Below are 12,828 nucleotides of genomic sequence, written 5' to 3'. Positions count from 1 at the left end.
GGATGACGTGGTGTTCGGCACCGTGTTGATGGGTCGCCTGCAAGGCGGTGACGGCGCCGACCGCGCGCTGGGCATGTTCATCAACACTCTGCCGTTGCGGGTCGACCTGGTTGATCAAGGTGCTCACGCCGGGGTCAAGTTGACCCATGCACGGTTGACCGCCTTGCTGGAGCATGAACATGCTTCTCTGGCACTGGCCCAGCGCTGCAGTAGAGTAGCGACCTCGACACCGTTGTTCAGCGCCTTGCTTAACTACCGGCACAGCACGGCTGGTACCGCATCGGCTGAAGTGCCCGATCCCTGGCACGGTATTGACGTGCTGGGCGGGACAGAACGCACCAACTACCCCTTGACCCTGAACGTCGATGACTTGGGTGACGGCTTCAAGCTCACCGTTCTGGTCGCCGGGCAGGTGGAGGCGCATCGGGTCTGCATCTACCTGCAGACGGCGCTGGAAAACCTGGTGGAAGCACTTGAGCACTCATCCCGAGTGCCTTTGCACAGCCTGTCGATCCTGCCGGAGCAGGAGCGCAATCAGCTGATTGTCGACTTCAATGCCACCGCACTGGATTACCCGCAGGAACAGACCCTCCATGGGTTGTTCGAAGCGCAGGTCGAACGCACGCCGGAAGCCGTCGCGGTGGTGCATGACGACGCACGCCTGAGCTACCGCGAGCTGAACCGCCGCGCTAACCAGTTGGCGCATCACTTGCGTGACTGCGGGGTCGGGCCGGATGCCCGCGTGGCGATCTGTGTCGAACGCGGACCTGAAATGATCGTCGGTCTGCTCGCGATCCTGAAAGCCGGCGGCGCCTATGTGCCGTTGGATCCGGTTTACCCTGCAGAACGAATTGCCTACATGCTGCAGGACAGCGCTCCAACTGCGGTCCTGGCACAAGGCACAACATTGGGCTTGCTGGCAGGCGTTTCGGTGCCGTTGATCGATCTGGACAGTCAGTCGTTGCAGGATCAATCCGTCGTCAACCCGCTGATTCCAGACCTGACCTCGTCGCACCTGGCCTACGTGATCTACACCTCCGGTTCGACCGGCCTGCCGAAAGGCGTGATGATCGAACACCGCAACACGGTGAACTTCCTGATTTGGGCGCATCAATCGTTCGATTCATCGGTGCTGGCGAAAACCCTGTTCTCGACCTCGCTGAACTTCGACTTGGCCGTGTACGAATGCTTCGCACCGCTGACGTCGGGCGGCAGCATTGAAGTGGTCACTAATGTACTGGAACTGCAACACGGTGAGCACGACATCACCTTGATCAACACCGTGCCGTCAGCGCTCAAGGCTCTGCTGGAGTCCGGTGGGCTGGGTGATGGCGTCGATACGGTGAACGTGGCCGGTGAAGCGCTCAAGCGCAGTCTGGTGGAAACGCTGTTCGAACAGACTTCGGTCAAGCGCCTATGCAATCTCTATGGGCCTTCGGAAACCACGACCTATTCCAGTTGGGTGTCCATGGCTCGCGAGGACGGGTTTGCCGCACACATCGGTAAGCCGGTGGCGAACACCCAGTTCTATTTGCTGGATGAACATAAACAACCCGTGCCATTGGGTGTTCCAGGGGAAATCTACATCGGTGGCGCCGGGGTCGCTCGCGGTTATCTCAATCGTGATGATCTGACCGCAGAGCGTTTCCTCAAGGATCCGTTCAGTAGCGCTGCAAACGCCCGGATGTACAAGACCGGCGACCTCGGCCGCTACCTGCCGGACGGCAACATCGAATACCTCGGCCGTAACGACGATCAGGTGAAGATCCGCGGTTTCCGCATCGAGCTGGGAGAGATCGAAGTCAAGCTCGCCCAACACGAGGCGGTGAACGAAGCGGTGGTGCTGGCTCGTGAGGATGTACCGGGCGACAAACGCCTGGTCGCCTATTTCACCCAGTCAGAAGCGGTGGACATCGAGGCTCTGCGCATTCATCTGCAGGGGCAGCTACCGGAATACATGGTCCCCGTGGCCTACGTATACCTCGACGAACTGCCTCTGACCCCCAACGGCAAACTTGACCGCAAGGCCCTGCCGGTGCCGGACCTGTCGTCGGTGATCAGCCGCGAATACGAGGCACCTCAAGGTGAGGTCGAGATCGCCATTGCCAGGATCTGGCAGGAGTTGTTGGACATCGACCAGGTGGGTCGTCATGACCATTTCTTCGAACTGGGCGGCCACTCATTGCTGGCGGTCACCCTGATCGAACGCATGCGCCAGGTCGGCCTGAGTGCCGATGTGCGCGTGCTGTTCAGCCAACCAACCCTGGCGGCCCTGGCCGCGGCCGTGGGCAGTGGAAGTGAGATCGTGGTACCGACCAACCTGATCCCCGAGCACTGTGAACGCATCACCCCGGACATGCTGCCGCTGGCGGACCTGGACCAGGACGCCATCGACCGTATCGTGTCCAAGGTGCCGGGCGGCGTGGCCAACGTGCAGGATATCTACGCCTTGGCGCCACTGCAGGAGGGTATTCTTTATCACCACCTTGCCGCTGAGCGGGGCGACCCCTATGTCCTGAAATCGGTGTTTGCCTTGCAGGATCAAGCCTGTCTGGAGGCTTTCAGCCAGGCGCTGCAACAGTTGATCCAGCGCCATGACATTCTTCGCACCGCCTTGCTCTGGGAGGGTCTGGAGGAACCTGTTCAGGTGGTTTGGCACCAAGCCGCCCTGAGCATGGAAACCCTCGACCTTGACCCGATGCAGGGCGATATTTCCCTGCAATTGCAGCAACGCCATGACCCTCGGCACTCTCGACTGGACCTGACCCAAGCACCGTTGATGCGGCTGATCAGCGCCTACGATGCCCCCCACCGGCGCATCGTCTCGCTGCTGCTGTGTCATCACCTGGTGCTCGACCACACGGCCCTGCAAGTGATGCGTGACGACATGCGGGCCCTTATGTCGGGCAAAGGCAAGGAGCTGCCGGCCTCGGTGCCGTACCGCAACTACGTGGCCCAAGCCCGCCTGGGCGTCAGCCGCGAAGACCATGAAGCCTTCTTCCGCGACATGCTCGGCGACATCGACGAGCCCACCCTGCCCTTCGACCTGCACGATGTACAGGGCGATGGCGGTGAGATCGACGAGGTGCACCAGCACGTCGATACCGAACTGGCCCGACGTCTGCGCTATCAGGCTCGCAGCCTGGGGGTCAGTGCAGCCAGCCTCTGCCACCTGGCCTGGGCCCAGGTGCTGGGCAAGGTCACCGGCCAGGATACCGTTGTCTTCGGCACCGTGTTGATGGGGCGCATGCAAGGCGGTGACGGTGCCGACCGTGCCTTGGGCATGTTCATCAATACCCTGCCGCTGCGGGTCGACCTGGGCAGCCAAGGTGTCCGCAACGGCGTGCAGAAAACCCACGCCCGCCTGACCGCGCTGCTCGGACATGAACATGCGTCCCTGGTACTGGCTCAACGTTGCAGCGGCGTATCTGGCGAACTGCCGCTGTTCAGCGTCTTGCTCAACTACCGACACAGTGGCGGCGAAGCCTCGAACCCGGAAGCCAATGCCGCATGGACCGGCATTCAAACCCTGGGCGGAGAGGAGCGCAGCAATTACCCGTTGATGTTGAACGTGGACGACCTGGGCGAGGACTTCATGCTCAACGTCCAAGCCGTGGTCGACATCGACGCGCAACGCGTCTGCGCCTACATGCAGACGGCACTGACCAGCCTGGTGGAAGCCCTTGAGCATTCACCCCTGGCGCCTTTGCACAGCCTGCCGATCCTGCCGGAGCAGGAGCGCAATCAGCTGATTGTCGACTTCAACGCCACCGAGCGCTTATACCCTCAAGAAGCACTCATCCACACACTCTTCGAGCAACAGGCAGAACGCCAACCTGACGCCTGTGCCGTCAGCGATCACAACGGCAAGGTGCTCACTTACGCCGAACTGAACCATAAAGCCAACCAGCTGGCGCACCAGTTGATTGAACGGGCATCGGCCCGGATGATCGGGTGGCCGTGCGTCTGCACCGCAGCACGGACATGGTTGTCGCACTGCTGGCCATCCTGAAGGCCGGCGGCGCTTATATGCCCATCGATCCAGACCTGCCCGCTTCCCGTCAGTACTACATGCTCGATGACAGTGCTCCCGTGGCCCTGCTCACGGCGCAGGTACTGCTCGACTTCGTGGCACCATCGCATTTGCCGGTGCTGCTGCTCGACAACCACGATGCCCAACGGGCGCACTATCCAACCGGCAACCCACGGCCCACGACCCTGGGCCTTGAGCCAACCCACTTGGCCTACGTGCTCTACACCTCCGGCTCGACAGGCCTGCCGAAAGGCGTGATGAACGAACACCGTGGCGTGGTCAACCGCCTTCTTTGGGCGCAAAACCACTACGCGGTGAACGAAACCGACCGGGTCCTGCAAAAGACCCCGTATGGCTTCGACGTGTCGGTGTGGGAGTTTTTCCTGCCGCTGCTGGCCGGTGCGCAGTTGCACCTGGCGCGACCGGGTGGCCATCAGGATCCGGCCTACCTGGCTCACGTAATGCGCGAGCAACGCATTACCTTGCTGCACTTCGTGCCCTCGATGCTTGAGGTCTTCCTGGAACATGGCGACAGCCAGGGCTTCGCTGACCTGCGGCGCGTGCTGTGCAGCGGTGAGGCGTTGCCGGGCCATCTGGTTCGCCGTTTCAAGGCGCAATTGCCCGACACCGCGCTGCACAACCTGTACGGCCCGACCGAAGCGGCCGTCGATGTCACCGCATGGGACTGCTCAGGCCCCGACACGCCAGACAGTACGCCGATCGGCAAACCGATCGCCAATACCCGTCTCTACCTGCTCGATGCCTATCAACAGCCGGTCCCCTTGGGGGTGGCGGGAGAGGTTTACATCGCTGGCGTTCAAGTCGCACGGGGGTACTTGAACCTGACGCAACTGACCGCCGAGCGCTTCCTGGACGATCCATTCAGCCAAGCCCCCGGAGCCCGGATGTACAAGACCGGCGACCTGGGCCGCTACCTGCCCGATGGCAATATCGAGTTCCTGGGACGAAACGACGACCAAGTGAAGATCCGTGGCTTGCGGATCGAACTGGGCGAAATCGAAGCCAGACTCGTCCAACACGAAACGGTGAAAGAAGCCCTCGTCATGGCACGCGAAGACGTACCGGGTGACAAACGCCTGGTGGCTTATTACACGCGAGCAGTGGAAAGCGAGGTCGCGGACATCGAAACCCTGCGTGTCCATTTACAGGCGCAACTGCCGGAATACATGATCCCGGCCGCCTACGTACAGCTTGCCGCCCTACCGCTGACCCCTAATGGCAAGCTGGATCGCAAGGCCCTGCCCGCGCCGGGTCAATCGTCGTCGGTCAGCCGCGTTTACGAAGCACCGCAGCATGACGTCGAGATCGCCCTGGCTCGGATCTGGGAAGATTTATTGGGTATCGACTCAGTAGGTCGTCATGACCATTTCTTCGAACTGGGTGGGCATTCGCTGCTGGCCGTGAAATTGATCGAGCGTATGCGCCAGATCGGCCTGAGTGCCGACGTGCGTGTACTGTTCAGCCAGCCAACCCTGGCCGCCCTGGCCGGAGCCGTGGGCAGTGGCACGGAAATCGTGGTACCAGCCAACCTGATTACCCTGAACTGCGAACGCATCACTCCGGACATGCTGCCACTGGCGGACCTGGACCAGGACGCCATCGACCGTATCGTGTCCAGCGTGCCGGGCGGTGTCGGCAATGTGCAGGACATCTACGCCCTGGCCCCGTTGCAGGAGGGCATTCTGTACCACTATCTTGCTGCACAGCAGCGTGATCCCTATGTGCAACAGGCCCTGTTCGCCTTCGAGGACCGCCAGCGACTCGACGCCTTCGCGCAGGCTCTGCAAGGCGTGATCGGCCGGCATGACATTTTGCGCACGGCTGTTCTCTGGGAAGGTCTGGATGGGCCGGTACAAGTGGTCTGGCGTGAAGCGCAGCTTGTGCTGGAAGAGGTTGCCCTGGCGTCGCAGGACGATATTGCCGAGCAGCTGCGCGCCCGTTTCGATACTCGTCATTATCGCCTGGACATCACCCAGGCACCGCTGATGCGCCTGGCATTTATGCAAGATGTGGCCAATCAGCGTTGGGTGGCGATCCTGCTGTTTCACCACATTGCCCTCGACCATACGGCGTTGGAGGTGGTACAGCACGAAATGCAGGCCTACTTGCTGGGCAACACGCAGCAACTGCGCGAGGCGGTACCGTATCGCGACTATGTGGCGCAGGCACGTCTGGGGATGCGCGCTGAAGCGCACGCTGCCTTTTTCAGCGAGATGCTGGCCGACATCGATGAACCGACGCTGCCGTTCGGTCTGCACGATGTGCGGGGCGACGGGCAAGGTATCGAAGAAGCCATGCTGGCGCTGGACCCGGGTTTGAGCCAGCGTTTGCGCAGGTTGGCGCGTGAACTGGGTGTCAGTACCGCCAGCCTCTTTCATTTGGCCTGGGCGCAGGTGCTGAGCAAGGTCACCGGCAAGGACGACGTCGTGTTTGGCACGGTACTGATGGGGCGGATGCAGGGCGGCAAAGGCGCCGACCGTGCCGTCGGCATGTTCATCAATACCCTGCCCTTACGCGTCAACCTGGCGACCCAAGGCGTTCGCGCTGGGGTCCAGGCCACGCACAGGCAACTGACGGCATTGCTGGGTCACGAACATGCCTCACTGGCCCTGGCCCAACGCTGCAGCGGGGTCGCTGCGCCTGCGCCGTTGTTCAGTGCCTTGCTCAACTACCGGCACAGTTGGGCCAGCGTAGCAACCAACGAAGCCCTCCAGGCGTGGCGCGGCATCGAAACCCTCAATGGCGACCAGCGCACCAACTACCCGCTGACCCTGAACATCAACGACCAGGGCGACGGCTTTACTCTGAGTGTTCTGGTGGCAGAGCACATTGGCGCTCAACGTGTGTGCGGCTACACGCAGACAGCATTGAGCAGCCTGGCCGACGCGCTGGAACAGGCCCCACAGACTGCCCTCGACGCGCTGGAGATTCTGCCTCATATCGAGCGTCAACAACTGCTGGTGAACTTCAACGTCACACAACGTCGTTACCCCCACGACAAGACCGTCCATGGCCTGTTCGAAACGCAAGCCGAGGCTCAGCCAGACGCCGTGGCCGCAATTGACGATGACCAGGCCGTGACTTATCGCGAGCTGAATCAACGCGCCAATCGTCTCGCCCATCATCTGATTGGCCTGGGCGTACAGCCGGGCGATCGGGTGGCGATCCTGCTGGAGCGCTCCCTGGGGCTGGTGATCAGCCAATTGGCGATACTCAAGTGCGCGGCGATCTATGTACCGCTGGACGTCAACGCGCCCGCCGAACGCCTGCATTTCATGGTTCAGGACAGCCAGGCGGCTATCGTCCTGACCCACAGCACTGCAATGGACATATCCGGAGCCCGGCGTGTCGATCTTGACATCCTGGCCCTTGATGGATCGAACAGCGAGCCGCACCTGCCGCTATCTGGCGAAGCCATCGCTTACATCATGTACACCTCGGGCTCCACCGGTACGCCGAAAGGTGTGCTGGTGCCACACCGGGCGATCACCCGCCTGGTGATCAACAACGGTTACGCCGACTTCAACGCCCTGGATCGCGTGGCGTTTGCGTCCAACCCTGCGTTCGACGCCAGCACCCTGGAGGTCTGGGCTCCGTTGCTCAACGGCGGGTGCGTGGTGGTGGTCGAGCAGGATGTGCTGCTGTCGCAAGAGCGATTCTGCAACCTGCTGCGCGAACAAGCGGTCAGCATGCTGTGGATGACAGCGGGGTTGTTCCATCAATACGCCGATGGTTTGACTGAAGTATTCCAGCAGTTGCGTTACCTGATCGTGGGTGGCGATGTACTGGACCCGGCCGTGATCAGGCGCGTGCTGAAAAGCGGTGCACCCCGGCATTTGCTCAATGGCTACGGCCCAACCGAAGCCACGACCTTCACCACGACATATGAAATCACTTCTGTGAACGAGGGCAGCGTCCCGATTGGTCGACCTGTCGGCAACACTCGCGTCTATGTGCTGGACCGTCATCAGCAACCAGTAGCGGTCGGTGTGGCGGGTGAGCTGTACATCGGTGGCGATGGCGTGGCCAAGGGTTACCTGAACCAGCCTGAACTGACGGCTGAAAAATTCATCGCCGACCCGTTCAGCGACAACCAGGATGCACGTCTGTACCGCACCGGCGACCTGGTGCGCTGGTCGTCGCAGGGCACGATCGAATTCCTGGGCCGAAACGACGATCAAGTCAAGATCCGAGGTTTCCGTGTCGAACCGGGGGAAATCGAAACGCGTCTGGGGGGGCATGACAGCGTGCGTGAAGCAGCGGTGTTGGTGGTCAAAGACGACACCGGTAACCCGCAACTGGTGGGCTATTACACCCTGCAAGCAGACCAGACGGTGGATACCCAGAGCTTGCGCGCCCACTTGTCGGCGCAACTACCGGACTACATGGTTCCTGCGGCCTACGTGCAACTCGACAGGCTGCCATTGACCGCCAACGGCAAGTTGGACCGTCGTGCGCTGCCCGCACCGGATCACCGCGCGTTCAGTCGCTGCGAATACGTTGCGCCAATCGGCGAGACCGAAGAAACCCTGGCCCGCTTGTGGGCCGAGGTACTCAAGGTCGATCAGGTGGGTCGTCACGACCACTTCTTCGAACTGGGCGGTCACTCGCTGTTGGCCGTGAAGTTGATTGAGCATATGCGCCAGATCGGCCTGAGTGCCGACGTACGCGTACTGTTCAGCCAGCCAACCCTCGCGGCCCTGGCCGCTGCCGTCGGTGGCGGCACGGAAGTCCTGGTGCCAGCCAACTTGATCCCCGAGCACTGCGCACGCATCACCCCGGACATGCTGCCACTGGCGGACCTGGACCAGAACGCCATCGACCGTATCGTCTCCAGCGTCCCGGGCGGCGTGGCCAATGTGCAGGACATCTACGCCCTGGCGCCGCTGCAGGAAGGCATCCTCTATCACCATCTCATGGCCCCCGAGGATGACCCATACCGGCGAAATGTGCTGTTCAGCTTTGACAGCCGGGAACGCGTGCAACATTTTGCCGAGGCCTTGCAGGCGGTGATTGCTCGCCACGACATCTTGCGCACCAGCCTCTTCTGGGAAGGCCTGGACCAACCTGTCCAGGTGGTCTGGCGCCAGGCCGGGCTGATTGTGGAGGAGTTCCGTCTCGACCCCGCCACCCCCGATATCATCGCGCAGCTGCATAGTCATGATCGGGTGGACATTCGCCAGGCGCCAATGCTGCATATCGCCTATGCCCATGATCCACTCGCTGACCGCTGGGTAGCGCTGCTGGTGTTCCATCACCTGATCCACGATGCCACTTCGTTGCCTGTGCTTGCCCACGAGATCGACGCCTGCATGCTCGGCCAGGAACATTGCCTGCCAGCCTCGGTGCCGTACCGCAACTATGTGGCCCAGGCCCGCCTGGGCGTCAGCCGCGAAGACCATGAAGCCTTCTTCCGCGACATGCTCGGCGACATCAACGAACCCACCCTGCCCTTCGACCTGCATGATGTGCAGGGCGATGGCGGTGAGATCGAGGAAGCCCATCAACGCGTTGACAGCGCCTTGAGCCGCCGCTTGCGCGTCCAGGCCCGACAGTCCGGCGTCAGTGCGGCCAGCCTGGTGCATCTGGCCTGGGCCCAGGTGCTGGGCAAGGTCACCGGCCAGGATACCGTTGTCTTCGGCACCGTATTGATGGGGCGCATGCAAGGCGGTGACGGTGCCGACCGTGCCTTGGGCATGTTCATCAATACCTTGCCAATGCGGGTCGACCTGGGCAGCCAGGATGTCCGCAACGGCGTGCAGACAACCCACGCTCGCCTGACCGCGCTGCTCGGGCATGAACATGCGTCCCTGGTACTGGCTCAGCGTTGCAGCGGCGTCGCGGCACCGGCACCGCTGTTCAGCGCCTTGCTCAATTACCGCCACACCGACGCATCGGGTACCGCCGAGGGGCTCGGTGCCTGGATCGATATCGAGCGGTTCAAAGCCACGGAACGGACCAATTATCCGCTGGCGTTGAACGTGGACGATGAGGGCCAGGGCTTTACCTTCACCCTCACCTGCCCGGCCAATACCGGGGCGGAACGGATCGCCGGCTACGTGCAGACTGCGCTGGAAAGCCTGGTCACGGCCCTGGAAGACGCACCGTCATCCGCGCTCAACGCCTTGCCGATCCTGCCGGCGGCGGAGCGCGAGCAACTGCTGGTGGCGTTCAACGCCACCGACGCCGGGTATCCGCTGGAGCAGACCATTCACGGGTTGTTCGAGGAACAGGTGCAGCGCACGCCGGAAGCGATGGCAGTGCTGCATGGCGACGTCCGCCTGAGCTACCGTGAGCTGAACCAGCGCGCTAACCAGCTGGCGCATCACTTGCGTGACAGCGGGGTCAAACCGGACTCCCGCGTGGCGATCTGCGTCGAACGCGGGCCCGAAATGATCATCGGTCTGCTCGCCATTTTGAAGGCGGGTGCCGGCTACGTGCCGCTTGATCCGGCCTACCCCGCCGAGCGCCTGGCGCTTCTGTTGGAAGACAGCGAACCGGTGGCCGTGTTGGTTCAAGAAGCCACCCGTGAGCGGTTGGCGGACGCGTCGGTACCAATCATCAACCTCGACGACACGATGCCGCAGCAGCATTCCGTCTTCAATCCCCAGGTACCGGAGCTGACCCCAGCCCACCTGGCCTACGTGATCTACACCTCCGGCTCCACCGGCCTGCCCAAGGGCGTGCAAGTCGAACACCGCAACGTGGCACGCCTGTTTTCGGCCACCCAGGCGTGGTTCGATTTCAACCCGACCGATGTCTGGGCATTGTTCCATTCCTTCGCCTTCGACTTCTCGGTCTGGGAAATCTGGGGCGCTCTGGTCCATGGCGGACAGCTGTTGATCGTGCCGCAGACAGTCACCCGTTCACCACAGGCCTGCTACGCCCTGATCTGCGATGCCGGTGTTACGGTGCTCAACCAGACCCCTAGCGCCTTCCGCCAACTGATCGCCGCGCAAGACGAAAGCCAGCAGACGCACTCCCTGCGCCAGGTGATTTTCGGCGGCGAAGCCCTGGACCCAGGGATGCTCAAGCCGTGGTACGCAAAACCGGCCAACGCCGGCACGCAACTGGTCAACATGTATGGCATCACCGAAACCACGGTGCACGTGACCTATTATCCCTTGCAGGTCGAGGATGCGCAGCAGACGGGTGTCAGCCCCATCGGCGTACGCATTCCGGATTTGCAGACCTATGTGCTGGACGCCCGGCGCCAGCCTGTGCCCATGGGCGTGGTCGGTGAGTTGTATGTCGGGGGTGCGGGCGTGGCGCGGGGGTATTTGAATCGCCCCGAGCTGAATGAAGAACGCTTCATTGCCGACCCGTTCAGCCCGAATCAGGGTGCCCGCCTGTACCGTACCGGCGACTTGGTGCGCTGGTCTGTCGACGGTAGCCTCGAATACCGGGGGCGTAATGACGATCAGGTGAAGATCCGGGGCTTCCGCATCGAGCTGGGGGAGATCGAAGCCGAACTCGCCCGACACGAGGCAGTAGAAGAAGCGGCAGTGATGCCCCGGGAAGACGTACCGGGCGACAAGCGTCTGGTGGCCTATTTCACCGCAGATGCCGAAGTCAGCCTCGACGAGCTGCGCGAGCATTTGCTGGCCCGGATGCCCAGTTACATGGTGCCCGCCGCTTACGTCCGTCTCGCGTCTCTACCGCTGACCTCCAACGGCAAACTGGACCGCAAAGCGTTGCCGGCTCCCGACCAGTCGGCCCTGATCAGTCGCGAATACCAAGCGCCCCTAAATGGCACCGAACAGGCCATCGCCGAGATCTGGCAGGAACTGCTGGGTGTTGAGCTGGTGGGTCGTCATGACCACTTTTTCGAGCTTGGAGGGCACTCGCTGTTGGCGGTGCAGATGATATCGAGGCTGCAAAAGGTACTGGACAAGACCATCGCCCTGCGAGATTTGTTCGTGGAACCTACCGTTGCTGGATTTGCGCAAGCACTGGCGCCGCAATCGCGCACGGCTACCCGAAGTAACGTGGTACCGATCCGCCGCAACGGTAGCCAGCGCCCCTTGTTCCTGGTGCATCCGGCAGGTGGTGAAGTGCAATATGCAAGGGACTTGGCGCCCTGGCTGAATGCCGAGATACCGGTCTACGGTATTGCGGCCAATGGTTTCTTCGCTGGAGAGAAAACGCTGAACACCATACCGGACATTGCGGCCAACTACCTGACGGCTATCCGCGAAGTGCAACCGCAAGGACCTTATCGAATCGCCGGTTGGTCGGCAGGCGGTTTGATTGCCCACGAAATGGCTCATCAGGCCATCGCCCTCGGAGAAACGATAGAGTTCCTTGGCATCATCGACTCCAACATACAAGAGACAGCGCCCAATAGGCCCATCAGCGAAGCACAATTCTTGCTGGTGTTGGTGAAAGGACGGATGGAACCCGCCCTGGAAGCGTCCCTTCAAGAACTGGCCGCCACCCACGAAATCGAACCCATGCTGATATCGGTCTTGAGCAATAACCTGCTGCCGGAGTTGGGAAAGGATATCGACACCGCGCTGCTGCGAACTCACCTGGCGGTGGCCTACTCGATCTATCAAGCCATGGATACCCATGTCAGCCCGAGCACGGCGGTCAAAGTCTCGCTGTTCATCGCCCAGGACGAACCGCGCCCCGACACCACCCTGGGCTGGCGCGCCTTCCATGGTGAGCACTTACACGTCACCCTGGTACCCGGAGAACACCACACGATGATGAGAGCACCCTACGTCAGCGAGTTGGGCGAGGCGATTTCCCAGGCCTTGAAATGTAAATAA

General features: G+C 61.8%; 2 protein-coding genes (1 of these 2 only partly in view). Both read left to right on the top strand.

All coding sequences use genetic code 11. The features are described from left to right. Nucleotides 1-4,012: the 3' portion of a non-ribosomal peptide synthase/polyketide synthase gene (locus LOY35_RS12425; protein WP_309475907.1), read on the top strand. It extends 17,372 nt beyond the left edge of the window; only the last 4,012 of its 21,384 coding nucleotides appear in the window; the start codon falls outside the window, past its left edge; it ends in the stop codon at nucleotides 4,010-4,012. Next, nucleotides 3,955-12,828, top strand: coding sequence for a non-ribosomal peptide synthetase (locus tag LOY35_RS28405; RefSeq protein WP_309475906.1), 8,874 nt, complete (start codon nucleotides 3,955-3,957; stop codon nucleotides 12,826-12,828). The genes LOY35_RS12425 and LOY35_RS28405 overlap by 58 nt, the downstream gene beginning before the upstream one ends.

The sequence above is a fragment of the Pseudomonas sp. B21-028 genome (assembly GCF_024749045.1).
Classification (GTDB): domain Bacteria; phylum Pseudomonadota; class Gammaproteobacteria; order Pseudomonadales; family Pseudomonadaceae; genus Aquipseudomonas.
This window is presented reverse-complemented; position numbering and strand designations above follow the sequence as displayed.